Source organism: Microbacterium sp. LCT-H2, assembly GCF_001866135.1.
Taxonomy (GTDB): Bacteria; Actinomycetota; Actinomycetes; order Actinomycetales; family Microbacteriaceae; genus Microbacterium.
This window is the reverse complement of record NZ_MODW01000004.1, coordinates 293,877-319,570: the sequence shown is the minus strand read 5'-3', so window position 1 is coordinate 319,570 and position 25,694 is coordinate 293,877. Positions and strand designations below refer to the sequence as shown.

Genomic DNA, 25,694 nt, shown 5'->3' with positions numbered 1-25,694 from the left:
GCGCCTACGCGGCGTTCTGGCAGCTGGGGCAGAGGCCCCAGAAGGTGACTTCGGCTGTCTGCACGGTGAAGCCCCCCGTCGAGGACGGAGTGAGACACGGCGCCTCGCCGACGACGCAGTCCACATCGCCGACCGCACCGCAAGAGGTGCAGACGACGTGGTGGTGGTTGTCGTCGATGCGCCGTTCGTACAGCGCCGCGGAGCCTGCCGGTTCGATCCGGCGGATGAGGCCCGCCGTCGTCAGGTCCGCGAGGATGTTGTGCACCGACTGGATCGACGTGGTCGGAAGCACGTCGGACACAGCGCGGTAGACCCGCTCCGCATCCGTATGGGCCATGGAGCCGAGAGCCTCGAGAACGGCGACGCGGCCCGCAGTCGCACGCAGCCCGGCGTCGCGCAACGCCGAGTCGAGTTCCGTCTCCATACGCTCGACTCTACACGTGTTTTGAGTGATTCAAAAGAGAATGCCGGGATGCCGGGCGCGTCGCCGCCGTCAGACGAAGCGGACCGTCTGCTGCAGCCGGGTGCGGATATCGAACAGCTCGTTGCCGCCGATGGCCCGCGCCCCGGGGACGCCCTGCCGCAGCACCATCGCCAGCGCGCTGCGCCGCACCACCACGACCGGGACCCCGCGAGTGCTGCCGAGCGGGGTGACCGCCTGGGCGAGGTCGTCGTCGGGGAGCACCACGATCGCCCCGCCGAACTTCACCTTCGCGGCCTTCGCCACCGCGCGCATCCGGGCGAGAGCCGCCGTGACCGGGGCTCGTGTGCCGAGGCTCGGGGCGGTGATCTCCCCGCGGCGGAATCCCACGATCCCGCCGAAGTCCTCGGACATGACGCCGTAGAGGCCGGAGGGGCTGAGCACCACGTGGTCGAGCTTGTCCTCGGCGGTCTGTCCTGCGGCGACGTCGTGCCAGACCGTGAAGCCCATGCCGAGGTCGGAGACCGTGCGGGCCGTGGCCTCCTCTGCGAGCGCGTCGGCGAGCAGCCGCCGGAGCTCCCGCGGGGCGGCGCGGACGAGGGCCGGGGCGTACGGATCGGGGACCTCGACCCCGTGACCCGCCCACTCGCGGATCAGGGAGAGGTAGCGTTCGCGGCGCCAGCCGCCGGGGTGTCCGTAGGAGCGGGCGCGCGGCCGGGTGTCGGTGCGCACGGTCTGCGGACGCCAGCCGCTCCATTCGCCGCCATCGTCGGTCAGGCCCGCGCGGCGGTCGTACGCGGCGCGGTCCTCCGCGGTGCCGATGAGCTCCCACGCGCGCTGGACCTGGATGAACACGGCCGCGTCGCCGCCGGTGTCGGGATGGGTCTGCCGCAGCCGCAGCCGATACGCCCGCCGGAGCTCGACGTCGTCGATGGCCGGATCCACGCCGAGGATCTCGTACGGCGAGGCCGAGAGCGGACTGTCGAACATCGCTCTCCTTCCGCGACCGCGGCGTCCAGGATATCCGTCGGACGGTGTGCGACCGCCGGGAGGCCTCAATCCGCGACGTCGACGATCCGCTCGATCCCGACGACCGGGGCCACCGCGCCCCCGGACGCGGCGGCGAGGTCGGCGCTCAGACGCGGAAGCGCGGCAGCGGGCACCCACAGCTCCAGCTGTGCGGAGGCCCCGTAGGCCGGCGTGCCGAGCGTGGCCCCGTGCGACGCCGCCCAGTCACGGAGCAGGTTGTCGTAGCGGCCGGCCTCGGCGTGCGGGACCTCGACGGTCGCCTGGGTGAGCGCCGCGCGACGGACGAGTGCGGCACGGTCGAGCGTCTCGGACACCGCCGTGGAGTAGGCGCGGATGAGGCCGCCCGCCCCGAGCTTCACCCCGCCGAAGTAGCGGGTGACCACCGCGACGACGTCCGTGAGGCCGCGACGCCGGAGGACCTCGAGCATCGGAACGCCGGCCGTGCCGGAGGGCTCGCCGTCGTCCGAGGAGCGGGCCTGATCCCCGTGCAGGCCGGTCACCATCGCGGTGCAGTTGTGGTTCGCGTCCCAGGCGCGCTTCCGGATCGTCGCGATGACGGCTTCGGCTTCGGCCACCGAAGACACGGGCGCGACGTGCGTGAGGAAGCGCGACTTCCGGATGACGAGCTCGTGGTCGACGGCCGCCGCGATCGTCGCGGGGAACGGGGGCGGTGTCGACATCGGCCCCACGATACCTCCGTTCGAATCGCCCGATTGGTCCCGAATCCGGGCCGGATGCCGCCAATCGGGCGATTCGAACCGGGTCGACCGAACGATGGAGGCGCGCAGCGGCCTGGCGGACGAGAATGTCAGCATGCCAACCGGAGACATCGCCGAGACCGACCACCCCGGAGGGCGGACGGGAGCACGCACGCGCTCCTGGGGGCGCCTGGTCACGTCGCTCCGTATCGGCCAGGCCGTCATCACCGTCGTGCTCACCGTCGTCGGCGTCGTCCGCTCCCTCGCCGACGGGGTCCCGGTGCCGTGGCTGCTCGCGACCGCCCTCGCCTTCCTCGGCTGGTACGGCGGCGGACTCCTGCTCTCCTCCCGCACGCACGACCGGGCGCTCGCCGCCGGCTGGCTGCTGGGGCTCACGGCCATCTGGCTGGGGGCGGTGACGTTGTCGCCGGAGTTCGTCTGGCTCGCGTTCTCGCTGTGGCTGCTCGCCGGCTTCCTGCTGCGACGGCGATGGGCCGTGCTGCTCAGCATCCTCATCCTCGCCGTCGTGATCGTCGCGCCGCTGCTGCACACCGGGACGACCACCTACGCGAACGTGATCGGGCCGCTGGTGGGCGGCATCTTCGCCCTCGGGATCTCCCGCGGCTACCTGGAGCTCGTCCGCGACGGGCGGGAGCGGCGGCGACTGATCGCATCCCTCGTCGCGACGCAGCAGGAGATGGCGGCCCTCCAGGACGAGCTCGCCCGGACCCAGCGGGAGTCCGGCGCCGCCGCCGAGCGCACCCGGGTGTCGCGCGACATCCACGACACGGTCGCCCAGAGCCTGTCGTCTATCGTCCTGCTGGCGCGGTCGGCGGCCGAGCACGAGGACGGCCGCGATCGGGCGCTCGGACAGATCGGGGCGCTCGCCGCGGAAGGGCTCGCCGACGCCCGACGCATCGTCGACGACCTCATGCCCGCCGAGCTGGACGGCTCCGCGCTGAGCGACGCCCTCGCCCGGATGCTGGAGCGCCTGACCGCCGAGACCGGGATCGCGGCCACCTTCCATGCCGACGAGGATCTGCCGGCGCTCGGCCTCGACGCCGAGGTCGCCCTGCTGCGGACGGCCCAGTCCGCGCTCGCCAACGTGCGCAGCCATGCCGGCGCCACTCGTGTCGTGGTGACGCTCGCGGACGCCGGCGACGCGGTGCGGCTGGACGTGGTCGACGACGGTCGCGGCTTCGACCCGTCGCGGCTGGAGTCAACGGGGCCCGGCGGCGGCTACGGTCTGCGGGCGATGCGCGCTCGGCTGCGTGAGCTCGGCGGCGGTCTCGACGTGGAGAGCGCCCCGGGCGACGGCACCGCGCTGTCCGCCCACCTGCCCCTCGGAGGCCGGTCGTGACCCCCGTGCGGATCCTGCTCGTCGACGACCATCCCATCGTGCGCGCCGGTGTGCGCTCGCTGTTCGACCGCCGCGATGACGCCGAGGTCGTGGGCGAGGCCGCGTCGGGGGAGGAGGCGGTCATGCTCGCCCGGCACCTCCGTCCCGACGTCGTCCTCTGCGATCTGCGGCTGGGGGCGGGCATGGACGGCGTGCAGACGACGGCGGCGCTCCGGGCGCTCGACCCGGCGCCGGCGGTGCTCATCCTCACGACATTCGACCGCGACGCCCAGATCCTCGGCGCGATCGAGGCGGGGGCGGCGGGGTATCTGCTCAAGGACATCGACCCGGAGGACATCGTCCGGGCCGTTCGGCAGGCCGCGTCGGGCGGGCAGGCGCTGACGCCGGAGCTCACGGCGCGCGTCGGCCGCGCCCTCCGCGCCCCGCGGGTGCAGCTCACGGGGCGCGAGCTCGACGTGCTGCGGCTGCTCGACACCGGGGCCTCGAACCGGGAGATCGCGAAGGCGCTGTTCGTCACGGAGGCGACGGTGAAGACCCACCTCGTGCACGTCTTCGAGAAGCTCGGGGCCGACAGCCGCGCGAAGGCGGTCGCGATCGCCAGGGAGTCCGGTCTGCTCTGACGCCCGCGGTCTCAACCATTCGATGGATCCGCGGCGACGGCTCCCCGGCGAGGCTGGAGGCAGACAGAAAGGACTCCCATGCGCAGGCTCTTCACCGCCGCGTTCGCCTCCATGCTGGTGGGCGTCGCCTCCGGACTCTTCTACCGCGAGTTCACCAAGATCAACGGCTTCCCCGAGGGGGCGCCGACACAGCTCGGACTCGTGCACACGCATCTGCTCGTGCTGGGCTTCGTCGTCTTCCTCGTGGTGATGCTCCTGGAGAAGGCGTTTGCGCTCTCCGAGAGCCGGCTGTTCGGCTGGTTCTTCTGGACCTACACCGCCGGGCTCGTGCTGACCTCGGCGATGCTCGTCTGGCACGGCTGCCTCACGGTGCTCGGCCAGGAGTCGACGAAGATGATCGCCGGCATCGCGGGCGTGGGGCACATGCTGCTCGCCGCCGGCATGGTGCTGCTGTTCCTCGCGCTCCGCCCCCGCGTCTTCGCCCCGAAGGTCGCGGCCGCACGGCCCGCGACCCTCGAGTCGGTCGCCTGACGCTCAGTCGGCCGGGATCGTGTCGTCGCGCAGGTACGCGATGTGCGCGGCGTGGCGCTCCAGGTGGTGCGGCGACTTCCGCACGAACAGCCAGGCGACGATGAGGATCGCGAACCAGATCGGTGTCACCAGCAGGGCGATCAGGGTGTCCGGCTGGGTGGTCAGCGCCCAGAGGATGAACAGGAAGAACGCGAGCACCACGAACACCATGAACACGCCGCCCGGCATCTTGAACGCCGAGGTCGCCGCCTTCTCCGGACGACGGCGCCGGTACACGAGGTAGCTGCAGAGGAAGATCGTCCACACGAACATGAAGCACACGGCCGACACCGTGGTGACCATCTCGAACGCCGTGCCGATGTCCTTGCCCGCGTAGAGCAGCACGACGCCGGACAGCAGCAGGATGCAGGACAGGAACAGGGCGTTCTGCGGCACGCGGCGCTTCGAGAGCCGGCCGAAGAGCCGGGGGGCGTCGCCGTCCTGCGCCAGCCCGAAGACCATGCGCGAGGTGGAGTAGATGCCGGAGTTCGCGCTGGACATCGCGGAGGTGAGCACCACGAGGTTGACGACGGTGGCGGCGATGCCGAGTCCGGCGAGGGCGAACATCGCGATGAAGGGGCTCTCGCCGGCGACGTACTCGGTCCACGGCGTGACGGACATGAGGATGATGAGCGCGCCCACGTAGAACAGCAGGACCCGGATCGGGATGGCGTTGATGGCCTTCGGGAGGTTGCGCTTCGGGTCCTTGGTCTCCGCGGCGGCGGTGCCGACGAGCTCGATGCCGACGAACGCGAACACCGCGATCTGGAAGCCGGCGACGAAGCCGAGGAAGCCGTGCGGGAACATGCCGCCGTGCTCCCATAGGTTCGCGAAGCTCGCGGTGCCGGCGTCGTGGGAGAACCCGGTGAGGATCATCACCAGGCCGGTCACGATGAGGGCGACGATCGCGACGATCTTGATGAGCGCGAACCAGAACTCCATCTCCCCGAAGGCGGCGACGGTCGGCAGGTTGAGCGCCAGGAGGATCACGACCACGAGGAGGCCCGGGATCCACAGCGGGACGCCGGGGATGAGCGCGTCGGTGTACCCGGCGATCGCGATCACGTCGGCCACGCCCGTGACCACCCAGCAGAACCAGTACGTCCAGCCCGTGAAGAAGCCTGCCCACGGGCCGAGCAGGTCGCTCGCGAAGTCGCTGAACGACTTGTACTTGAGGTTCGACAGCAGCAGCTCGCCCATCGCCCGCATCACGAAGAACAGCATGAACCCGATGATCATGTAGACGAAGATCACGGAGGGGCCGGCGACCGAGATCGTCTTGCCGCTGCCCATGAACAGGCCCGTGCCGATCGCGCCGCCGATCGCGAGCAGCTGGATGTGCCGGTTGCTGAGCGCGCGCCGCAGGTGCTCCTCGCCTCCGGCTCCGTTCTGCCCCTGGCGGATGGCCCCCGTGTCTTGCTTCGTCACGCTCATCTCCTCCGGTCGTCGTCGACTGATGCAGAGTAACCACCGCGGCCCGCTCGTCCGAAATCGACGGCTCCCGCGACGGCAATCCGGCTCGAGGTGTTCCGTTCGCCCGAAACGATTCGATAAACTGGGCGCACCCTCGATCCATCCCCTCCTTCCCTGCGAGCCCCTTCCTTCATGGCCACCACCCTCACCACGGGCCGTCCGTGGCGCGTCATCCTCGCGTTCTCGATCCCGCTCCTGCTCGGCAACGTCGTGCAGCAGCTCTATCAGTTCGCCGACGCGATCGTCGTCGGACGCCACCTCGGCGTCCAGTCCCTCGCCGCCGTCGGCGCGACGGGCAGCCTGCTCTTCCTGCTCCTCGGCTTCGCCTGGGGGCTGACGAGCGGCTTCGCCATCCCCATCGCCCAGGCCTTCGGTGCGCGCGACGACGCCGCCGTGCGCCGCTCGGTCGCGACGGGTGTGCTCCTCAGCGGCATCACGAGCGTCGTCCTCACGGTGGTCGCCCCCCTCATCGCCGGCCCGATCCTGGCGCTGCTGCAGACGCCGCCCGAGCTCATGGCCGAGGCGACGGTGTTCACGCAGATCAGCTTCCTCGGCGCGGGCGCGACGATGTTCTTCAACTACCTCTCCGCCATCATCCGCGCCATCGGCGACTCGAAGACCCCGCTCGTGTTCCTCACGGTCTCCTGCGCGCTCAACGTCGGCCTCGTCGTGCTCATGGTCGGTCCGCTGGAGTGGGGCGTCGCGGGTGCCGCGCTCGCCACCGTGGTCGCACAGGCCGTCTCCGTGATCCTGTGCCTGGAGTTCGTGCGCCGGCGGCTGCCCATGCTGCACCTGCGGCGCTCCGACTGGCGCATCTCCCGCACGGACATCGCCGACCACCTGCGCCTCGGCCTCCCCATGGGCTTCCAGGCCTCGATCATCGCGATCGGGACCCTCACGGTGCAGGTCGCCCTCAACACGCTCGGCGCCGACGCGGTCGCGGCCTACACGACGGCGTCCCGCGTGGACAGCCTGGCGGTCGCCCTGCTCTCCTCGCTCGGGCTCGCCGTGTCGATGTACGCGGCCCAGAACCACGGTGGCCGCCGCCCCGACCGCATCCGGCGCGGTGTGGTCGAGGCCACCTGGATGGCGGTCGCCGCGGCGATCGTCCTCGGCGGGCTGCTCATCGCGTTCGGCGCGCCGATGGTCCGGCTGTTCGTCGGTGACGGTTCGGACGACGTCGTCGACATGGCGCACCGCATGCTCATCATCAACGGCTGCGGCTACTGGGCGCTCGGCATGCTCTTCGTGCTCCGCGGCGCGCTGCAGGGACTCGGCCACACGCTGGTGCCGACGGTCACCGGCGTGATCGAACTCGTGATGCGCGTCGTCGCCGCGGTGGTCCTCGGGGCGATGATCGGGTTCGACGGCGTGGCCCTCAGCAACCCGCTCGCCTGGGTGGGTGCGATCGTGCTCCTCGTGCCGGCCTACGTCAAGGCGCATCGCGCGCTCGCGACCCAGCCGGTGGCCCCGGCCGAGGCCACCGAGACCTCCGCGATCGCGATCGTCGGCCCCACCGACGGCTCGATGGTGGTCGACGCGGTCGTCACCCGCCCCGTCCGCGTCGTGCGCCCGCGGCGACTGCGGTGGCCGGTCCGGCGCTGATCCGCGGATATCCACCGGAAGGATGACCCGGATCGGACTTGAGACGGATGGCCTTCCGGAGAGACACTTCTAGTGTCGAAGGTGCGGAGGGGTTCCGCCGGACGGGGGGTCGTCATGACGACATTGGGAGTGGCCAGAGACCTGGCCGCCATTCTGGTACCGATCGGATACGTGGGCGCGGCGCTGGCCGCGGTCTGCGCGATCGTGGCCGCGATCGCGATCATCCGCGGAGCCGGGGGGCTCGCGGGCGGCGCGGTCGGACTGTGGATCGTGTGCGCGCTGATGAGCTTCACCGCGAGCTTCGCGAACCAGTGGCTTCCGCTGATCGCGGCGGGCGCGTCGCTCGCGGGCATGCTCGTGATCGGCGGGATCGTGCGCGCGATGCTCACGGCCGGCGGCTTCGAGTCGCGACGCCGGGCCGCGCGCGTGAAGCCGGCGCCGGCGACCACGACGACGGCCACGCTCAAGACCGGCTCGACCGCGACGCCCACGGCGCCGGTCGCCGTCGTCTCCTAGCGCTCAGCGGTAGTCGCGGTCGCGGTGCTGCCGCGCCTCGTCGCCCGCGGCCACGCGGGCGCTCTCGCGCGCCCGCAGCTCGACGCGGCGGATCTTCCCGGAGATCGTCTTCGGCAGCTCGGGCACGAACTCGATGATCCGCACCCACAGGTGCGAGGAGAGCCGTTCGTGCGCGTAGCCGAACACGGCGCGCGCGGCGGCCGCCTCGTCCGCGCCCGCGTCCGGCGTCAGGCACACGTACGCCTTCGGGACCGCCAGGCGCGTGGGGTCGGGGCTGGGGATGACGGCTGCTTCGACGACGAGGTCGTGCTCCAGCAGCACGGACTCGAGCTCGAACGGCGAGATCTTGTAGTCGGAGGCCTTGAACACGTCGTCGGAGCGTCCGATGTAGGTCAGGTAGCCGTCGGCGTCGCGCACGGCGATGTCCCCGGTGTGGTGGAAGCCTCCGGCCCGCGACTCCGCGGTCTTCTCCGGATCGTCGTAGTACCCCGCCATGAGGCCGAGCGGCGGCTGCGCGAGGTCGAGCGCGATCTCGCCCTCGTCCTCCACGACCGCGCCCGTCGACGGGTCGAGCAGCACGACCGGGTAGCCGGGCAGCGGACGGCCCATCGACCCGACCTTGACCGTCTGCCCGGGGGAGTTGCCGATGCAGGCCGTCATCTCGGTCTGGCCGAAGCCGTCGCGGATCGTGCCGCCCCACGCCTCGCGCACCCGGTCGATGACCTCGGGGTTCAGCGGTTCGCCGGCGCCGACGAGCTCGCGCGGAGGGTGCGCGAGCCGCGAGAGGTCGGCCTGGAGGAGCATGCGCCAGACCGTGGGCGGGGCGCAGAACGTCGAGACGTGGTGGGTGTCCATGACCTCCATGAGCGTGTTCGCGTCGAAGCGGTCGTAGTTGTAGACGAACACCGTCGCCTCGGCCAGGAACGGCGAGTAGAAGCTCGACCAGGCGTGCTTGGCCCACCCGGGGGAGGAGATGTTGAGGTGCACGTCGTCCGGGCGTACGCCGAGCCACCACATCGTGGAGAGGTGGCCGACCGGGTAGGAGACGTGGGTGTGCTGCACGAGCTTCGGGCGGTTCGTCGTGCCGGAGGTGAAGTACAGCAGGGCCGTGTCGCCGGCGGGCGTCGGGCCGTCCGGGACGAACTCCCCCGTGGTGGTGGCGGCATCCGCGAACCGCTTCCAGTCGGCAGGTGACGACGCACCCACGCCGATGCGCAGCACGTCGGGGTCGATCCCCTCGAGGCGGTCGGCCAGGGCGCCGAGGGTGACGACGGCGCCGGCGCGGCCGTGTTCGATGCGGTACGCGAGGTCGGAGGCCGACAGCAGTGTCGAGGTCGGGATCGACACCGCGCCCAGCTTCGTGATCGCGAGCATCACCTCCCACAGCTCGATCGTGTTGTTGAGCATGACGATCACGTGGTCGCCGCGGCCGATGCCGAGGCCGCGCAACCAGGCGGCGACCTGGTCGGAGCGGGCGGAGAGCTCGCCGTACGTCCAGGAGCGGAGGCTGAGGTCGGCCTCGACGATCTGCACGGCCGGACGGTCGGGGTTCTCCCCCGCGATGACGTCGAACCACTCGAGCGCGAAGTTGAAGGCGGTCAGGTCCGGCCAGGCGAACTCGCGGCGTGCGGCGTCATAGTCCGTGGCGTGCGTGAAGAGGAGGTCCCTCATCCCGCGGATCGCTTCGGTGGCGGGGGTGGCACGACGGCTCATGGTGCTCCTTTGCAACGGCGTCCCTCCATCCTGCCCCCTCGTTCAGCGGGGGAGGAAACCCGTGCCGTCGCGGAGTTCGAACACGAGCTGGGTCTCGGTGCCGCGGACGTCGGGGTGGACGGTGATGTGCTCGAGCACGATGTCGCGCAGAGCGGTCGCGTCCTGGACGGCCACGTGCACGAGGAAGTCGTCGACGCCGGCGACGTGGAACACCTGGAGCACGCGGGGGATCGCGACGAGCGCGTCGAAGAGCGCCGTGACCTTGGGTCCGGTGTGATGCGCGAGACGGACCTTGATGATCGCCTGCAGCGGGTAGCCGAGCGCGGAGCCGTCAAGGCGGACGCGCGTGTCGCGGATGACTCCGCGCTCGCGCAGGCCGCGGATCCGGTGGGCGCAGGTGGATTCCGCGAGTCCGAGGCGGCGGGCCAGAGCTTTGTTGGTGACGGCCGCATCGCGGCTCAGGGCGGCGAGCAGCTCCAGGTCGATCTCGTCGAGTTGCGCTTTCGCCAACGTGCCCTCCTTGCTGCCATCTGATGTTGCAGAGAATAGCGGGGATCCTCGACTTCATGACGTGTTCTGTCGATGATCTGCGGAAACGTCGCGATTCGGCCAGCGTGGAGGGATGACCGCACCGCTGCATCCCGACACCGTGGCCGTCCACAGCGGCCGTGCCGACCTCGAGGCGCTCGGGGTCCACGCCCTGCCGATCGACCTCTCCACGACCAATCCGCTGCCCGACGTCGAGCGCGGCGGTGACTCGTACGAGGCGATGGCCACCGGGGGCCGCCCGCCGCAGGACGGCAGCATGGTCTACGCCCGCCTCTGGAATCCGACGGTCGCGCGCTTCGAGGATGCGCTCGCCGAGCTGGAGCACGCCGAGGCCGCCGTCGCCTTCGGCTCCGGGATGGCGGCCATGACCGCCGTGATCCTCGCGCACACGGGTGCCACGGGGGCGCGGCACGTCGTCGCGGTGCGTCCGCTCTACGGAGGGACCGACCACCTGCTGGGGTCCGGGCTGCTCGGTGTGGAGACGACGTACTGCGGGCCCGATGAGGTCGCCGCCGCCCTCCGGCCCGACACCGGACTCGTCGTCGTGGAGACGCCGGCGAACCCGACCCTCCAGGTCGCGGACATCGCCGAGGTCGTGCGGCAGGCGGGGGGCGTGCCGGTCGTGGTCGACAACACGTTCGCGACCCCCGTGCTGCAGAACCCGATCGACCACGGCGCGGCGATGTCGCTGCACAGCGCCACCAAATACCTCGGCGGCCACGGTGATGTCATCGCCGGCGTCGTCGCCTGTGACGAGACGACCGCGGAGGCGCTGCGTCGCGTGCGTGCGGTGACCGGGGGGCTCCTGCACCCGCTCGGCGCGTACCTGCTGCACCGCGGTCTCACGACCCTGCCGGTCCGCGTGCGGCACCAGCAGGAGAGCGCTCGTCGCATCGTGCAGTGGCTGGTCGATCGACCCGAGGTCGCCGAGGTCTTCTATCCCGGGCTCGACGGGGATCCGCGCGGCATCCTAGAACGGCAGCTCCGCGGGCCTGGGGCGATGATCGCCCTGCGGCTGCGCGGCGGCTATGCAGCGGCCGCAGCGGTGGCCGGGGCGACCCGCCTCTTCACGCACGCCGTGTCGCTCGGAGGCGTGGACTCCCTCATCCAGCACCCCGCCGCGCTCACGCACCGCCCGGTCCCCGCGGAGGCGCGTCCCGCCGCCGACGTCCTGCGCCTGTCCATCGGCCTCGAGGACGTCGACGATCTCCTCGCCGACCTCGCGAACGCCTTCGCCACTCTCGCCGACCCACCCCTTTCCGTGCCTCCCACCCCGGAAAGTGCGTCACATGTGGGGGTGGCTCGTACGTAGGGGGCCGGGTCGGCGATTGTGTGAGAGTGACAAGAAACTGAGTATCGTCTGAGGTGGGACTTGGTACCTGACGGCAAAACCGGGGGTGGTGGACAGGGCGGGGCCTACAGTCGCGGTTGGCAACGACGCCACTGACCTCGGGAGTCCTCAATGACGAGTGAAAAAACCCACGCGCACGGCCTCGGCATGCGCATCGCCGTGACCGTCCTCAGCCTCCTGCTGGCGGCGATGGTGCTGTTGTTCTTCGCCACGATGAGCAAGGTGTCCGCGGGCGCCTCGGAGCTCGCGGACGGCACGACCACCGCGCAGGGGGGATCCTCGGACCTCGCCGCGGGTGCCGCCGACCTCGCCGCGGGAGCCGACGAGTTGGCCGCGGGCACGCAGGATCTGGCGGCAGGCACCGCGACGGCGCAGCAGGGTTCCGAGAAGCTGAGCGACGGGGCGACGACGGCCGCCGCGGGCGCCACGACACTCGCCGAGGGCGCCGGAACTCTCGCGGCGGGAGCCGCCACCGCTCTCGACGGTGCCGGACGGGTGAGCGGTGGAGCGCAGACGGCGCTCGCCGGGTCGCAGGAGCTCGCGGCCAAGATGGCGGCGGCAGATGCCGGAGCCCGACAGCTCGTCGACGGCGCGACCACTCTCGCCGCCGGTGTCGACGGCGCACACCGGTACGCGAACGGCGTGCTCGAGGGCGCGACGACGCTGAGCACCACGCTGCGCGCCGGAGTGAGCGCCGATGTGCAGAAGCTCGCCCATCCGGACACGCAGACGCTGCTGACGGGCGTCGCCACGAACGCTCCCGGCAATGCGCGGACGCTCGCCGCCGGTCTGCAGGGCCTCCTCGCCGCGAACCCTGCCGATGTGCAGCTCCAGCAGCTCGCGGCGCTCGCCGCCGGCGTCGAGAAGCAGGTCGGCGCGCTGGCGGCCCCCGCCGCGGCTGCTCCGGGCCTCGCACAGGGACTCATCGGCGCCGCCGACGGCTCCGCTCGCGTCACGGCCGGCGTCGGCGCGCTCATCAACGGGGACCCCTCGAAGGGCTGGCCGGGGACCGCGGCGCTGGTCTCCCCGAAGGGCGCTCCCGCCCTGGTCGCCGGAGCGCAGACGCTGCAGGACGGCACTTCCCGGCTCGCGGCGGGCGCGGCGGATCTCTCGTCCGGGCTGCAGACCCTCTCGACCGGAGCATCGTCGCTGTACTCCGGCACCGCGGAGCTGAGCGCGGGCGCGGCGCGGCTCGACGAGGGTGCCGGAACTCTGGCCACGGGCATCGGCGCGCTCCAGTCGGGTGCCGGCGACCTCCGGTCCGGGATGACCGAACTCCGCACCGGCGCCGACGCGGTCGCCGAGGGGTCCGGCACCCTCGCGGCCGGAAGCGCGAAGCTCGACGCTGGCGCCGCGGACCTCGCGGCCGGCAACGGGCGCATCGCCGACGGCTCCGGCACCCTCGCGACGGCCACGGCGGGCGCCGCGCCCTCTCTGCTCCCGTGGATCCTCGGGATCGGTCTCGTCGGCCTGATCGCGGTCGGCTTCTGGATCGGCCACCGCGTCTCCCACCGTCGCGCGGTCCTCGCCCTCGCCTGACCGTCGACCCACCCCCTTCCGTGCGACCCACCCCCGAAAGTGCGTCACTTTCGGGGGTGGGTCGCCCTCAAGGGGGTGGGTCGGCGAGTGAAGGTCAGCGCTTCGGGAGGGGGATCGTGCCGGTGGCGATGCGCTCGGTGGGCATGCGGTCGCGATCGTAGGTGATCTCGTCGTAGCCGTGCGGAGTGGGCAGACCGTCCTCGCCGATGCTGACGAACACGATCTCGTCGATGGTGAGGATGCGCTTGCGGGTGATCATGTTGCGCGCGACGGCCCGCATGGTGAGCGACGTGGTGCCGAATCGGGTGGCCTGCAGCCCGATCTCGATGAGGTCGCCCTGCACCGCCGACGCCTCGAACGTGATCGCGGAGATGTGCCGGGTGACGACGCGGTAGTTGCCGAGCTGCACGATCGCGTAGATCGCGGCCTCCTCGTCGATCCACTTCAGCAGGCTTCCGCCGAACAGCGTGCCGTTCGCGTTGAGGTCTTCCGGGCGCACCCACTTGCGGGTGCGGAAGTTCAGGCCGTCCTCGGACTGCCATGCGGGTGCTTTCTGTTTCGCCATGCCCCGAGGCTAGGCGGGTCGTGCGTCGGCGGTGTTACGTCGCGTTTTCCGGCGGGTGCACACGCCGCCGCCCAGAGCGGATCTGCTCCGAGCGGATTCGCCTCCGCGGCCGCAGCCGGAGCCGGAGGCTAGGGACATGAGCGAAGAAAAGCCCCTCCCGCAGTTCGGCCCCGAGGCCCGGCGCGCCCTGTTCCACGAACGGGTGCTCGTCCTCGACGGCGCCCTCGACGACGACAACGGCACTCTCCTGATGACGCAGCTCCTCGGCCTCTCCGCCGAGGATCCGGCGGCCGACATCGCCCTCTGGATCCACTCGCCCGGCGGGTCCGTGCCGTCGATGCTGGCGATCCGCGACCTCATGCACCTCATCCCGAACGACGTCTCCACCCTCGCCCTCGGTCTCGCCTGCAGCGCCGGGCAGTTCCTGCTCTCCGCGGGGACGAAGGGCAAGCGGCGCGCTCTCCCGCACGCCCGGATACTGATGCACCAGGGCTCGGCGGGGATCGGCGGCTCGGCGGTGGAGATCGAGGCGCAGGCCGACGACCTCCGGCACATGCGCGACACGGTCCTCGGCCTCATCGCCGACGACACCGGTCAGCCCGTCGCCCGGATCTTCGAGGACTCCCTGCACGACCGCTGGTACACGGCGGCCGAGGCGCAGGACTACGGGTTCGTCGACGAGATCGTGCGGTCGACGGCGGAGATCATGCCGCGCCGTCGTGCGCGGGTGGGACTGGGGGCGGACGCATGAGCGGCTACACGATCCCGAACGTCATCGCCCAGCATCCTCGGGGGGAGCGGGTCATGGACGTGTACTCGCATCTGCTCGCCGAGCGCGTCATCTATCTCGGCACCGGCATCGACGCGGGGGTGGCCAACGCCCTCATCGCGCAGCTCCTGCACCTCGACGCGGACGGCCCGGAGACCGGCGTGCAGTTCTACATCAACAGCGAGGGCGGCGATCCCGGTGCCGCGCTGGCGATCTACGACACCATGCAGCACATCCGTCCGCGGATCGCGACGACGTGCGTCGGGCAGGCCATCGGTCCGGCGGCGCTCCTCGTCGCGGCGGGAGCGCCGGGGGAGCGGGCGGCCCTCGCCCACGCGCGCATCGTGCTGCATCAGCCGGCCGGTCAGTCGCGCGGAGCCATCCCGGACCTCATCCTCGCGGCCGACGAGGTCGTGCGGGTGCGCGCGGACATGGAGACGATCCTGGGTCGGCACACCGGCCGCTCCCTCGCGGAGCTCCGTGCCGACACCGACCGGGACCGGGTCTTCACCGCCGCCGCCGCCCTCGACTACGGCCTCATCAACACCGTGCTCGGTCCCCGTGATCCGGAGGCACGATGAGGTGACGGGTGCACGACGGGTCCCCGGGTTCCGTCGTGCACCCGGGGACCGGTCGTGCAGGTGAAACGGGTCAGGCGGCCAGGGCGAAGGCGCCGCGGGAGGCCGACACCGCCGCCGCAGCGGGGGTGGCCTGACGAAGCTCCTCGGCGACCGCGCTCGTGAGCTCCACGAGAGTGGCATCCAGGGCCCCGGCGATCGCGGCGATCATCTCGCTGGACGGCTCCTTCCGACCGCGCTCGACCTCGGAGAGGTACTGCGGCGAGACCCCGGCCTTCTCCGCGGTCTCGCTGAGCGTCTCCCCGCGGTCATGACGCCGCCGCCGGAGCTGATCCCCGAGCAGGTCACGCCACAGCGGCTCGGGGCCGTTCGACGGCGGACGGACGGGATGCGGGGCGAGGGGGAACGGGACGATGTCGGCCATGCCTCACGATAGGCCGCAGCCTGTGCGGCGATCGAGAGGTTCTGCTCAGAGCAGAACGCGGCTCACAGCGCCGCCGTGACGCCCGGCAGCAGCGCGCCCAGGATGTCCTGCAGCCGCTGCCGGTCCTCCGCGGACAGCGGGTCGAGGATGAGCTCGCGGATCTGGGCCACGTGGACGGGCGCGGCTGCCCGGAGCATCTCCCGGCCCTCCGGGGTCAGCGTCGCGGAGAGGGTGCGCTTGTCCGTGCTGCACGACGTCCGCTCCACCCACCCGCGCTCCTCCAGGGAGTCCAGGGCGTGGCTCAGCCGCGACCGGCTGAGTCCCGCGATGCGCGCGAGCTCGCTCATGGTGATGGCGTCCGCCCCCTGACCGGCCAGCGTGACGAGGATCGCGTAGCGGGCGTGGTTCAGGCCCACCTCGTCCTTCAGCGCCCGGTCGAGGACCTGGGGCAGCAGCTGGACGAACCGGATGATCGGGAGCCACGTCGCGAGCTCGTCGTTGTCGAGTCGCCGCGGGTGCCGCGTCTCGCTCATATCGTGCTCCTCGGAGGTCACGCCGCGGTCAGGTCGATCGTGTGCGCCGTGTGGTCGCGCTTCGCCTGGAGGTAGCGCGAGTTCGCCTCGGACAGGTGCACCTCGGTGCGCACCCGCTCGGTGACGTGGATGCCGAGGGCGTCGAGCTGTGCGGCCTTGTCGGGGTTGTTGCTGAGCAGACGGATGCGGTCCACGCCCAGCGCGCGCAGCATCTGCGCCGCGACGGTGTAGTCCCGCTCGTCCTCGCCGCGCCCGAGGGCCACGTTCGCCTCGTAGGTGTCCAGGCCCGCATCCTGCAGGGCGTACGCGTCGAGCTTGGCGTAGAGCCCGATGCCGCGGCCTTCCTGCCGCAGATAGAGCAGGAAGCCGCCCTCGGCGGCGATCCGCTCGACGGCCTCCCGCAGCTGCGGTCCGCAGTCGCAGCGCTCGGAGCCGAACACGTCTCCCGTGAGGCACTCGCTGTGCGGGCGGACGAGAGGGTCATCCCCACCGCCGGCGGAGCGGGCGAGGGCGGCCTGCCAGTCACCGAGGCCGAGCAGCAGATGCTCGCGTCCGTCCACGAGTCCATCGAAGGTCACCACGTCGGCCGTCGTGGTGAAGCCGTCCGCGAAGCGCAGGGGCACCCGCACGCGGGTGCGCTCCGCGGCGACCGTTGAAGTTTCAATCATGTGAGGAGAAACACCGGGGACGCGTGGCTATTCCCGGGCAGCGAGAACCGTGTCCGTCCGTGACGGCGACGCCACGCGCGGCGTCGCGCACTCGGTAGCCTCGCACCATGAGTCACTTCGTCTCCGCGACCGAACTCCACGACCTCCTCGACGGCGGCGCCCGGATCCGGGTCGTCGACGTGCGCTGGCGCCTCGATCGTCCCGAGGCGGGCCCGGGCGACTACCGCTCGGGTCACATCCCCGGCGCCGTGTTCGCGTCGTTGGATCAGGAGCTCTCCACGCCCGGAGCGCCCATCGAGGGGCGGCACCCGCTCCCGTCGACGGAGACCCTGCAGGCGGCGGCCCGGCGCTGGGGCGTGCGGCAGGGCGACGCCGTCGTGGCCTACGACGACACCAAGGGTCTCGCGGCGGCCCGGGCGTGGTGGCTGCTGCGGCAGGCGGGGGTCGAGGTCCGCGTGCTCGACGGCGGGCTGCGCGCCTGGACCGCGGCCGGATACGACCTGGCGACCGACGACGTCGTGCCGGAGACCGGTGACGTCGTGCTCGCGGATCCCGGCCAGGACGCCCTCTCGATCGACGAGGCGGCGGCGTTCCCGGAGACCGGGGTCCTGCTCGACGTGCGCGCCCCCGAGCGCTACCGCGGCGACACCGAACCGCTCGACCCGATCGCCGGCCACATCCCCGGTGCCCGCAACCTCCCCACCACGCGGCACCTCGACGAGAGCGGGCGCATCCGCGATCACGACACGGTGCGGGCGACGCTCGCAGAGATCGGGATCACCGCGGAGACGCCGGTCGCGGCCTACTGCGGGTCCGGCATCACGGCGGCGCACACGGCTCTGGTCCTGCACGAGGTGGGCATCCCCGCGAGGGTCTTCCCCGGCTCCTGGAGCCAGTGGTCGAACACGCCGGGCCGGCCGGTCGCGACGGGCGATCAGCCGGGCTGAGCACCCTCGCGAGGTCCGTACCCCCAGCGCAGGCCGAGGGCGCCGGGACCGAACGCCCGGCGGACCTGATGCACCGACGTGCCCCGAGGCCGGGGGAGCGCGGTGACGACGGTGCCCCCGGCGGTCTCGACGAGCTCGTCGCACCAGTCCGGCACGGCATCCGGGTGGAAGCGCGTCCACACGAGCAGCTCCCGCGCCTGGCGGGACAAGGCGTGCCCGGTCTCCCGATCCGAGGGATGTCCGGGCGCGTATTGCACCGACCACTCGACCACCGCGGTGTCCGGGGCCGTGAGGGGCTCGTCGAGCTCGATCAGCGCACCGTGCGCCTCGCCGTTCGGGTGGGAGTAGCGGGCGGTGACCCGTCCGCCCGCCACGGCCGTCAGGAGCGGCGGAGGTCCGGGGACGCCGGGGGTGAGGTCGAGGACGGGGATGGCCGTGATGACCCCGGTGGTGGACTGCACGATGCTGCGGGTGAGGCAGGAGGACACCTCGCCGTCGGCGTCCACGTCCGTGACCGAGTGGACGGTGAGCTCCCGCGACGTGTCCGGATAGGCGGCGCCGAGCGCGGCGTAGACCTCACGGACCGCCCGCTCCATGTCGACCTGCTCCAGCGGGAACCCCTGCGGGCCCAGCGGCCCCGTGCGATGCGGGCGCAGGAGCCGGCTCAACGCCCCGGTATCGAGGCCCAGCAGATCCTCGATGTCGGCGAGAGCGGCGAGCGACTGCGGTCCTTCCGGGCGGCGGGCCCCGGACCGCCAGTAGCTCAGCGTGGCCATCGAGACGCGGTTGCCCCGGTCGCGGAGCTGCCGCTGCAACCACGACAGCGTCACGGGTCTCGCGTTGATCGCGTCGCGCAGTGCCGCGGCGAACGCATCCGGCGTCGCCCCTCTGTTCTCGCCGTCCCCAAAACCCATCACAGCCCCCACCCGGTATGTGAAGAACACATCTCTAGAGTGAGCATACGACCGCACGCGCACACCTCAGGGGACCAGGTGAGCAAGTGGGTCACGGGGCTGCGATGTCGCGGGGAGGGTGCCCGACCCTGCGGCAGCGGCCCGACGCAGTGATGCCCCCCTTGCTGCGTATGTCGTGAAGCCCGGCAATCGATCTGGGGAGATCCGCCGGGCTTCACGAGCATCCCCGGGCGCTTCCGGCTCCTGGCCCCGCGTAGACTGGTAGGGAAACCCCGGAGGATCTGGCCGTCATGTCTGTCCCTGCTCGCGCGTTCACCATGCGCCACGTGCAATTGCTGCGCGCGCTGTTCGCCGCCGTCGCCGCCCTGATGATCACCTTCTCCTCGGATCACTCCGCGGCGGTCGGTCTCGCCGTCTTCAGCGGTTTCGCGCTGGTCACCGCCCTCGTGCACATCCTCGCCGCGTGGCTCGTCCTCCCGGCGGGGTCGCGCTGGTCGGCGATCCTCCTCGCGGTCGTGAGCGCGATCGCCGGCATGGCCGGCGGCGTGCCGGCCTGGCGCACGGACGACATGTTCTTCATCGTGCTCATCACCTGGGGCGTGCTCAGCGGCGGCCTGGAACTGCTCGCAGGCATCCGCGCCCGCCGCACCGGGGGAGCGCTCGCCACCGACGCGATCACCGTCGGAGCGCTGGGCGTGCTCCTCGCCGTCGTCCTGCTGCTGATCCCGTCGGGCTTCGTCCAGGAGTACACGATCGAGAAGGCGGGCACGTTCGAGCTGTCCGGCATCATCCTCGGCGTGGGGATGTTCGGAGGGTATGCGGCCATCGTCGCGGTCTTCCTCGGCATCGCCGGCCTCACCCCGAAGCGCGCGGACGCCGACGACGTCGCTGCCGCCCCCGAGAACGATGCGGCTCCTGTGGAGCACGGAGGAGAGCGATGAGCGACGACAAGCCCACTCGACGGGACATCCTGCGGCCCCTGCACCTGCTCGGCATCGCGCTCGGCTGCGGCGTGTTCGCCATGGTCGTCACCCTCGTTTCCACCGGCGCCTTCACCCTCCGCGTGAACACCGCCATCGCGAACGGCACCTATGAGGGCCTCACCCCGGTGGCGCTGAGCCTCGTCGTGGGTGGTGGCGCCTTCATCGCGACCCTCCTGATCCTCGCGATGCTCATGCTCGCCGTCGATCCCGCCGACGTCACCAAGCCCGTCGACCGCCCCGTGCTGTACGACGCGGAGGACGACGCTGCGAGCGACGGCACCACCGACGAGCAGGGACGCCCCGCCTCGTCCTGACGGAGACACCCGGCGGAATATCGGTGGGGTCGTTCCGCTTGTCCCTGGAGTGACTGCCTCCGTCGACCGCGCCTCCATCGGACTCCGGTCGGAGCGGGGACCCATCCTCGGCGCGCTCATGCTCGCCACCGGCCTCATCGCCATCGACGCGACGATCCTCGCCACCGCGGTGCCGAGCATCGTGCGCGACCTCGGCAGCTATCAGCAGTTCCCGTGGCTGTTCTCGGTGTATCTCCTGGCCCAGGCCGTGAGCGTGCCGATCTACTCGCGGTTCGCCGACACGGTGGGTCGCAAGCCGATCATCCTGCTCGGCATCGCCCTGTTCCTGCTCGGGTCCATCCTCTGCGGCTTCGCCTGGAGCATGCCGGCACTGATCGTGTTCCGCATCATCCAGGGATCGGCGCCGGGGCCGTCGCGCCGATGTCGATGACCATCGTCGGTGACATCTACACGGTCGCCGAACGCGCGAAGGTGCAGGGATACGTCGCCAGCGTGTGGGCCATCTCCTCGGTCGTCGGACCGGCGCTCGGCGGCATCTTCGCCCAGCTCGACGCCTGGCGCTGGATCTTCTGGATCAACGTGCCCCTGTGTCTGATCGCCGGATGGATGCTGCTGCGCACCTACACGGAGCAGAAGCAGACCCAGCGGCACAGCATCGACTACGGGGGAGCGGTGCTGCTGACCATCGGGCTCACAGCGCTCATCCTCGGCATGCTGGAGGGTGGGAACGCCTGGGCCTGGCTGTCCGTGCAGAGTGCCCTCTGCTTCGGGATCGGGGTGGTCGCGCTGGTGGCCTTCGGGTTCGTCGAGCGCCGGGTGGCGGAGCCGATCGTCGATCTGCGCCTCGTGACCCGTCGGCTCATCCTCACGACCACGTTGGTTTCCCTCGGCATCGGCGCGCTGATGCTCGGAGTGACCAGCTTCGCCCCGGCCTACCTCGAGGGGTCCATCGGCATCGCTCCGCTGCTGTCGGGTCTCGCGGTCGCGGCCCTGACCCTCGGCTGGCCGCTCGCCGCCGCGAACGCCGGACGGCTGTACCTGCGCATCGGCTTCCGACGCACCACGCTCATCGGTATGAGCATCACGACCGTCGCCGCCATCGCGCTCGCCGCCGTCGCCTCCTGGCCCAACCCGTTCGTCGTCGCCGGCATCGCGTTCCTCCTCGGCTTCGGACTCGGGTGGAGTGCGGCCCCGACCCTCATCGCTGCGCAGGCCTCGGTGGGCTGGGGCGAGCGCGGCGCGGTGACCGGGATGAACGCCTTCGCACGGTCTGCGGGAAGCGCCGTGGGCGTGGCGGTGTTCGGGGCGATCTCGAACGCGGTCATCGCGCAGGGGGCGGGACCGGACGACCCCACCACGATCGTCCACGCCTCGGTGTGGGTGTTCGTGGCGGTCGCGGTGACCGCCGTGCTCACGCTCCTGGCGGCGTCGTTCATGCCGAAGGACAGAGTCGAGGAGCACTCCGGGGAGTCGGGCTCCTAGCTCCTGCCGGATTCAGCGGGCGAGGCGCGCCGCGATGCCCGTGTAGGTCGCCGGGGTCAGCGCGAGCAGGCGCTGCTTGGCCGCGTCCCCGATCTCCAGACCCTCCACGAACTCGGCGAGGTCGGCGGCGCCGACCCGGTGACCGCGCGTGAGTTCCTTGAGGAGCGCGTACGGGTCCTGGATGCTCGACCGGCCGGCGACGACCTCGGCGCGGATCACCGTCTGGATCGCCTCGGCCAGCACCTCCCAGTTCACGTCGAGGTCGGCGAGCAGCACATCGCGCGAGAGCGAGATCGCGTTCAGGCCGCGGCGCAGGTTGTCGAGAGCGAGCAGCGAGTGCCCGAACGCGACGCCGATGTTGCGCTGCGTCGTGGAGTCGGTGAGGTCGCGCTGCAGGCGGCTCGTGACCAGCGTCTGGCCCAGCGACGCGAGCAGGGCGCCCGAGATCTCGAGGTTGGCCTCGGCGTTCTCGAAGCGGATCGGGTTGATCTTGTGCGGCATGGTCGACGAGCCGGTGGCGCCGGCGACCGGGATCTGCGCGAAGTAGCCGAGCGAGATGTAGGTCCAGATGTCCGTCGCGAGGTTGTGCAGGATCCCGCCGGCGTGACGCACGCGGTCGTAGAGCTCGACCTGCCAGTCGTGCGACTCGATCTGCGTCGTGAGCGGGTTGAAGCCCAGGCCCAGTCCCTCGATGTACTCGCGGGCGATGGTCGGCCAGTCGGCGTCCGGGTCGGCCGCGAGGTGGGCGGACCACGTGCCGGTCGCGCCGGAGAACTTCGCGAGGTACTCGGAGCCGGCGATCTGCGCACGCACGCGCTCCAGGCGCCAGGCGAAGACCGCGAGCTCCTTGCCCATGGTCGAGGGTGTGGCGGGCTGGCCGTGCGTGCGCGAGAGCATCGCGGCGTCGGCGTGCTCGACCGCGAGCTCGCGCAGCTTCGCGATCACGGTGTCGAGGGCCGGGAGCCAGACCTCCTCGACCGCGCGCTTGACGGTGAGGGCGTAGGACGCGGAGTTGATGTCCTCGCTCGTCGCGGCGAAGTGCGTGAGTTCGGCGATGCGGTCGAGGCCGAGCGTCGAGAGCCGGTCGCGCACGAGGTACTCGATCGCCTTCACGTCGTGCTGCGTGACGGCTTCCTTCTCGGCGAGCCAGTCGATCTCGGCCTGCCCGAAGTCGCGGTACAGCGCGCGAAGGCGCTCCTTGTCGCCGTCCGACAGCGGGCTCGTCTCGAACAGCGAGCGGTCGGTGAGGGCGATCAGCCACTCGACCTCCACCTCGACCCTGGCGCGGTTGAGCCCGGCCTCGGAGAGGAAGTCGGCGAGCCCGGTGACGGCGGCGCGGTAACGGCCGTCGAGGGGGCTGAGGGGCTGAGGCGGAAGCGAGGGCTGGAAAGTCAGGGGAGTCCTCCTGATCAGGCCCCGAGGATTCGGGGCGTGCGGGGCAGGCGCAGGGCGGGTTCGAGCTGGCGGAACAAGCCGCGAGTCGCCGTCTCGATCATACCGAGCACCGAATCGAACATCTCCGGGCCGGCGTAGTACGGGTCGGGGACGTCATGGGTCGAGGCGTCCGGGTCGAACGCGAGGAGGAGGGTCACCTTGCCGTCCTCATCCTCGTCCCTGGCCCATTCGCGGAGGATGCGCTCATGCGTGCGGTCCAGGGCCACCACGAGGTCGTTCTCGGCGAAGGAGGCGGCGGTGAACTGGCGGGCGCGATGCAGGGAGCCGTCGTACCCGCGGCGGGCGAGGGCGTCGATGGTGCGGTGGTCGGCGCGCTCTCCGAGGTGCCAGTCCCCGGTGCCCGCGCTGCGCGAGACGATCTGAGAGCCGAGACCCTGCCGCTCAGCGAGGTCCCGGAACACGACCTCCGCCATCGGAGAGCGGCAGATGTTCCCCGTGCAGACGAAGATCACACGGAAGGGATCTCGGGCTGTCACGGATCCATTCTGCCGGTCGATGCCGTTCCTGCACAGCGGGGCCGGTTCGCGGCCGGCCCTCGACCCTCCCTGCACCGTCGCGTGCCCGGTCCGGCTGTCCACCGGTCGTTGCCGCCCGAGGGGCCCTGGCCCCACCGGACGCCGCCCGGCGGAAGGCTGAGTTCATGCCGTCCTTCGTCCTCACCGCGCTCTCTCCCGGCGTCGATCCTGCGCTGCGGGCCGGAGCGCTGTCCGAGCTGGACGCCGCTCTCGCGGGGCTCGACGATCTCGCTTCCACGCTGACGGCGCTGCGTGACGCGTGCGCCTGGGAGTCCGACGGCGTCGAGGCGCTGCGGTGGGCCCTCTGGCGGCTGTCGGACGACACGGCGACGGTGCACCGGACGCTGCAGGCGTGCCGCGGGGAGGTCGAGGGCGCATGAGCGGGCTCAACATCGATCACGGCGGCGCGATCGCGGTGGATACGACGCAGCTCCGCGAGCTCGCGGAGCGGGTGCGGGCTGTCGTGCCGGTCTGCGCGGAGGTGGAGGAATCGGTGGAGCGGGTCGAGGCGCTGCTCGGCTCGGCAGCGTGGACCCCGCTGGCCTCCGCGGCCTGGTCCCTCCGCTCCGCCGTGATGGCGGTGCAGACGCTGACGGCCCGCGTCCACGAGACGGCCGCCGATCTCGACCTCATGGCCGAGGTCTACGAGGTGGTCGAGCTGCGGGCGCGGGCGGAGGTGCTGTCGCACACCGATGCCGCTGCGGCTGCCGCAGTGGAGGCGCGGTTGCGGCTGCTCCTCGCCGCCGACGAGCGTCTGGCCCCGCTCGCAGACCTGCAGGAACGGACCGCGGACGAGCGGCGCTTCCGGGGCTTGGGCGATCAGTTCGACGCCGGAGGGCTGCTCCCGCCGATGTTCCTGGGCGGCGCTGTCGTCGGCGTGACGTTGGGGCTGGGGCGTGTGCGGCCCGGGATGCTCCTCGGTGCGACGGCGGATCCGGTGCGCGTCTCCGCGGCCTCCCACTCGCGTCCGGCCGGGGCGCCGAGCGGCTTGGCGAGCGCCTTCCGCCGCATGCCCTCCGCTTCCGGTGCACAGGTGGCGATCGAGAAGTACACGGTTCCGGGCGAGTCCCCGCGCTACGTCGCCTACGTCTCGGGCAGCCGCTCGATGTCCCTCCGGGAAGGCGGCGGTGTCGAGGCCTGGGACATGAAGTCGAACATCGAGCTCTACACCGGGGGCCGGTCCGCGTCGTATCAGGCGACTCTCGACGCGCTGGCCGCGGCGGGCGCGAGACCCGGCGATCGGGTGGACGTCGTCGCCCACTCGCAGGGCGGAATGATCGCGGCGCACCTGGCGATGGAGAGCGCGTTCACGGTGACGACCCAGATCACCGCCGGGAGCCCGGTCGAGCCGACGCTGTCCGCCGACCAGACGCTCGTGCAGCTCCGGCACACCGACGACGTGGTGTCCGCGCTCGCCGCAGGAGGGGCGAGGGAGGGCACGGGGTCCGCCGACAGCTTCACCGCCCGTCGGGTGGGTGACCCCGACCCCGGGCGCCAGGACCTCGCACTCGCGACGCATTCGCTGGAGAGCTATGTCGAGACCGCGGCGATGGTAGACGCCTCCACCGACCCGCGGGCGGTGGCTCTCGACGCCTACTGGGCGGACCTCGATCGCGCCGTCACCGTCGAACGCACCGAGTACCGCGCGGAGCGTGTGCTCCCCGATCCGTGAGCCGTACGCGCCGCCGGCAGACGGGTCAGTCGCGGCGGGAGCGCTTGTTCTGCGGGCGCAGGATGAAGCCGAAGATGCCGTTGATGATCGAGATGATCAGGGCGGCTAGAACGCCCCACCAGAACGACTCGACCGTCAGGCCCCACCCGAAGCTGCTGGTGATCCAGGCGGTCAGCCAGAGCAGGAAGCCGTTGATGAGGAAGCCGATGAGGCCGAACGTGAGGATGTACAGCGGGAAGGCGACGATCTTCACGACCGTGCCGATGATGGTGTTCACCAGCGCGAAGAGGGCTCCGACCGCGAGCAGCGTCAGGACGAGCTGCAGCGTCTCGCCCGGCGGGAAGGCGCGCACCGTGACCTGGAGCACGGGGATGAGCGTGACGACCCAGATGGCGAACGCGTTGACGACGACCCGGATGATGAAGCGCATG

At 71.4% G+C, this 25,694-nt stretch carries 28 protein-coding genes and 1 pseudogene; 15 read left to right on the top strand and 14 right to left on the bottom strand.

Going from position 1 to position 25,694, the window contains the following annotated elements; all coding sequences use genetic code 11:
- Positions 1-4: 4 nt before the first annotated feature.
- The 3 genes from BK819_RS12255 to BK819_RS12245 all read right to left on the bottom strand — a co-directional run bounded on the left by BK819_RS12255 (position 5) and on the right by BK819_RS12245 (position 2,130).
- Positions 5-424, bottom strand: a complete 420-nt coding sequence (locus tag BK819_RS12255) for a Fur family transcriptional regulator (RefSeq protein WP_025102779.1) — start codon at positions 422-424, stop codon at positions 5-7.
- Between the two features lie 69 nt (positions 425-493).
- Positions 494-1,411, bottom strand: coding sequence for a DnaJ domain-containing protein (locus BK819_RS12250; RefSeq protein WP_071329379.1), 918 nt, complete (start codon positions 1,409-1,411; stop codon positions 494-496).
- Positions 1,412-1,476: 65 nt separating this feature from the next.
- Positions 1,477-2,130, bottom strand: coding sequence for a YigZ family protein (locus BK819_RS12245; RefSeq protein ID WP_071329378.1), 654 nt, complete (start codon positions 2,128-2,130; stop codon positions 1,477-1,479).
- A 133-nt stretch (positions 2,131-2,263) separates the two neighbouring features.
- On the opposite strand from BK819_RS12245, the gene BK819_RS12240 reads away from it, so the two are divergent.
- The 3 genes from BK819_RS12240 (at position 2,264) to BK819_RS12230 (ending at position 4,659) form a co-directional block, all read left to right on the top strand.
- Positions 2,264-3,508: a sensor histidine kinase gene (locus BK819_RS12240; protein ID WP_071329436.1), complete on the top strand. Its 1,245-nt coding sequence runs from the start codon at positions 2,264-2,266 to the stop codon at positions 3,506-3,508.
- On the top strand, positions 3,505-4,128 hold the full coding sequence (locus tag BK819_RS12235; protein WP_071329377.1) for a response regulator transcription factor: 624 nt from the start codon (positions 3,505-3,507) through the stop codon (positions 4,126-4,128). The genes BK819_RS12240 and BK819_RS12235 overlap by 4 nt, the downstream gene beginning before the upstream one ends.
- A gap of 78 nt (positions 4,129-4,206) precedes the next feature.
- Positions 4,207-4,659: a DUF2871 domain-containing protein gene (locus tag BK819_RS12230; protein ID WP_025102774.1), complete on the top strand. Its 453-nt coding sequence runs from the start codon at positions 4,207-4,209 to the stop codon at positions 4,657-4,659.
- Positions 4,660-4,662: 3 nt separating this feature from the next.
- Here the strand turns inward: BK819_RS12230 and cycA are convergent, their stop codons facing one another.
- Positions 4,663-6,132 (bottom strand): D-serine/D-alanine/glycine transporter, encoded by a 1,470-nt coding sequence (gene cycA / locus BK819_RS12225; protein ID WP_071329376.1) that lies wholly within the window; start codon positions 6,130-6,132, stop codon positions 4,663-4,665.
- A 171-nt stretch (positions 6,133-6,303) separates the two neighbouring features.
- Between cycA and BK819_RS12220 the strand changes: the two genes are divergently transcribed.
- Positions 6,304-7,776 (top strand): MATE family efflux transporter, encoded by a 1,473-nt coding sequence (locus tag BK819_RS12220; protein WP_025102772.1) that lies wholly within the window; start codon positions 6,304-6,306, stop codon positions 7,774-7,776.
- A 114-nt stretch (positions 7,777-7,890) separates the two neighbouring features.
- Complete coding sequence (locus tag BK819_RS12215; protein ID WP_143049293.1) at positions 7,891-8,292, top strand: hypothetical protein; 402 nt, start codon at positions 7,891-7,893, stop codon at positions 8,290-8,292.
- A 3-nt stretch (positions 8,293-8,295) separates the two neighbouring features.
- Here BK819_RS12215 and BK819_RS12210 read toward each other — a convergent pair whose 3' ends face one another.
- Both BK819_RS12210 and BK819_RS12205 read right to left on the bottom strand, forming a co-directional pair.
- Entirely contained in the window at positions 8,296-10,005 is a 1,710-nt protein-coding gene (locus BK819_RS12210) for an AMP-binding protein (RefSeq protein ID WP_071329374.1), read from the bottom strand.
- Positions 10,006-10,047: 42 nt separating this feature from the next.
- Positions 10,048-10,515 carry an Lrp/AsnC family transcriptional regulator gene (locus tag BK819_RS12205; RefSeq protein WP_071329373.1) on the bottom strand — a complete coding sequence of 156 codons (468 nt, stop codon included), beginning with the start codon at positions 10,513-10,515 and terminating at the stop codon, positions 10,048-10,050.
- Positions 10,516-10,627: 112 nt separating this feature from the next.
- Here BK819_RS12205 and BK819_RS12200 point away from each other — a divergent pair, with 112 nt between their 5' ends.
- The gene (locus tag BK819_RS12200; RefSeq protein ID WP_071329372.1) at positions 10,628-11,866 is read left to right on the top strand and encodes a PLP-dependent aspartate aminotransferase family protein; all 1,239 of its coding nucleotides are present in this window, start codon (positions 10,628-10,630) and stop codon (positions 11,864-11,866) included.
- Positions 11,867-12,016: 150 nt separating this feature from the next.
- Entirely contained in the window at positions 12,017-13,444 is a 1,428-nt protein-coding gene (locus BK819_RS12195) for a hypothetical protein (RefSeq protein ID WP_083391771.1), read from the top strand.
- Between the two features lie 94 nt (positions 13,445-13,538).
- Here BK819_RS12195 and BK819_RS12190 read toward each other — a convergent pair whose 3' ends face one another.
- Positions 13,539-14,009 (bottom strand): acyl-CoA thioesterase, encoded by a 471-nt coding sequence (locus tag BK819_RS12190; protein ID WP_081811533.1) that lies wholly within the window; start codon positions 14,007-14,009, stop codon positions 13,539-13,541.
- Between the two features lie 136 nt (positions 14,010-14,145).
- Here BK819_RS12190 and BK819_RS12185 point away from each other — a divergent pair, with 136 nt between their 5' ends.
- Both BK819_RS12185 and BK819_RS12180 read left to right on the top strand, forming a co-directional pair.
- Positions 14,146-14,760, top strand: a complete 615-nt coding sequence (locus BK819_RS12185; RefSeq protein WP_071329370.1) for a ClpP family protease — start codon at positions 14,146-14,148, stop codon at positions 14,758-14,760.
- Positions 14,757-15,359 (top strand): ClpP family protease, encoded by a 603-nt coding sequence (locus BK819_RS12180; protein WP_071329369.1) that lies wholly within the window; start codon positions 14,757-14,759, stop codon positions 15,357-15,359. Before BK819_RS12185 ends, BK819_RS12180 begins: the two co-directional genes overlap by 4 nt.
- A gap of 70 nt (positions 15,360-15,429) precedes the next feature.
- On the opposite strand, the gene BK819_RS12175 is transcribed toward BK819_RS12180, so the two are convergent.
- The 3 genes from BK819_RS12175 to ribA all read right to left on the bottom strand — a co-directional run bounded on the left by BK819_RS12175 (position 15,430) and on the right by ribA (position 16,981).
- Positions 15,430-15,780 (bottom strand): helix-turn-helix domain-containing protein, encoded by a 351-nt coding sequence (locus BK819_RS12175; protein WP_071329368.1) that lies wholly within the window; start codon positions 15,778-15,780, stop codon positions 15,430-15,432.
- A gap of 62 nt (positions 15,781-15,842) precedes the next feature.
- Entirely contained in the window at positions 15,843-16,313 is a 471-nt protein-coding gene (locus tag BK819_RS12170) for a MarR family winged helix-turn-helix transcriptional regulator (protein WP_071329367.1), read from the bottom strand.
- Positions 16,314-16,330: 17 nt separating this feature from the next.
- Positions 16,331-16,981, bottom strand: coding sequence for a GTP cyclohydrolase II (gene ribA / locus BK819_RS12165; protein WP_071329366.1), 651 nt, complete (start codon positions 16,979-16,981; stop codon positions 16,331-16,333).
- 107 nt (positions 16,982-17,088) lie between these two features.
- Between ribA and BK819_RS12160 the strand changes: the two genes are divergently transcribed.
- Entirely contained in the window at positions 17,089-17,928 is an 840-nt protein-coding gene (locus BK819_RS12160) for a sulfurtransferase (RefSeq protein ID WP_071329365.1), read from the top strand.
- Here BK819_RS12160 and BK819_RS12155 read toward each other — a convergent pair.
- On the bottom strand, positions 17,916-18,842 hold the full coding sequence (locus BK819_RS12155) for a hypothetical protein (protein WP_071329364.1): 927 nt from the start codon (positions 18,840-18,842) through the stop codon (positions 17,916-17,918). The two genes, BK819_RS12160 and BK819_RS12155, sit on opposite strands and share 13 nt — an antisense overlap.
- 290 nt (positions 18,843-19,132) lie before the next feature.
- Here BK819_RS12155 and BK819_RS12150 point away from each other — a divergent pair, with 290 nt between their 5' ends.
- The 3 genes and pseudogenes from BK819_RS12150 (at position 19,133) to BK819_RS12140 (ending at position 21,621) form a co-directional block, all read left to right on the top strand.
- Complete coding sequence (locus BK819_RS12150) at positions 19,133-19,783, top strand: acyl-CoA synthetase (protein WP_071329363.1); 651 nt, start codon at positions 19,133-19,135, stop codon at positions 19,781-19,783.
- Positions 19,780-20,139, top strand: a complete 360-nt coding sequence (locus tag BK819_RS12145; RefSeq protein ID WP_071329362.1) for a hypothetical protein — start codon at positions 19,780-19,782, stop codon at positions 20,137-20,139. Before BK819_RS12150 ends, BK819_RS12145 begins: the two co-directional genes overlap by 4 nt.
- A 49-nt stretch (positions 20,140-20,188) precedes the next feature.
- Positions 20,189-21,621 (top strand): annotated as a pseudogene (locus BK819_RS12140) (MFS transporter).
- Positions 21,622-21,633: 12 nt separating this feature from the next.
- On the opposite strand, the gene purB reads toward BK819_RS12140, so the two are convergent.
- On the bottom strand, positions 21,634-23,031 hold the full coding sequence (gene purB, locus BK819_RS12135) for an adenylosuccinate lyase (protein ID WP_371259848.1): 1,398 nt from the start codon (positions 23,029-23,031) through the stop codon (positions 21,634-21,636).
- Positions 23,031-23,489, bottom strand: a complete 459-nt coding sequence (locus tag BK819_RS12130) for a low molecular weight protein-tyrosine-phosphatase (RefSeq protein WP_371259847.1) — start codon at positions 23,487-23,489, stop codon at positions 23,031-23,033. The genes purB and BK819_RS12130 overlap by 1 nt, the downstream gene beginning before the upstream one ends.
- Positions 23,490-23,716: 227 nt before the next feature.
- Here BK819_RS12130 and BK819_RS12125 point away from each other — a divergent pair, with 227 nt between their 5' ends.
- Together BK819_RS12125 and BK819_RS12120 are read left to right on the top strand one after the other, a co-directional pair.
- Complete coding sequence (locus BK819_RS12125; RefSeq protein ID WP_071329359.1) at positions 23,717-23,971, top strand: hypothetical protein; 255 nt, start codon at positions 23,717-23,719, stop codon at positions 23,969-23,971.
- Positions 23,968-25,263, top strand: a complete 1,296-nt coding sequence (locus BK819_RS12120; protein WP_071329358.1) for a hypothetical protein — start codon at positions 23,968-23,970, stop codon at positions 25,261-25,263. Before BK819_RS12125 ends, BK819_RS12120 begins: the two co-directional genes overlap by 4 nt.
- A gap of 25 nt (positions 25,264-25,288) precedes the next feature.
- On the opposite strand, the gene BK819_RS12115 is transcribed toward BK819_RS12120, so the two are convergent.
- Positions 25,289-25,693 (bottom strand): phage holin family protein, encoded by a 405-nt coding sequence (locus tag BK819_RS12115; RefSeq protein ID WP_060922580.1) that lies wholly within the window; start codon positions 25,691-25,693, stop codon positions 25,289-25,291.
- Between the last annotated feature and the right edge of the window lies 1 nt (position 25,694).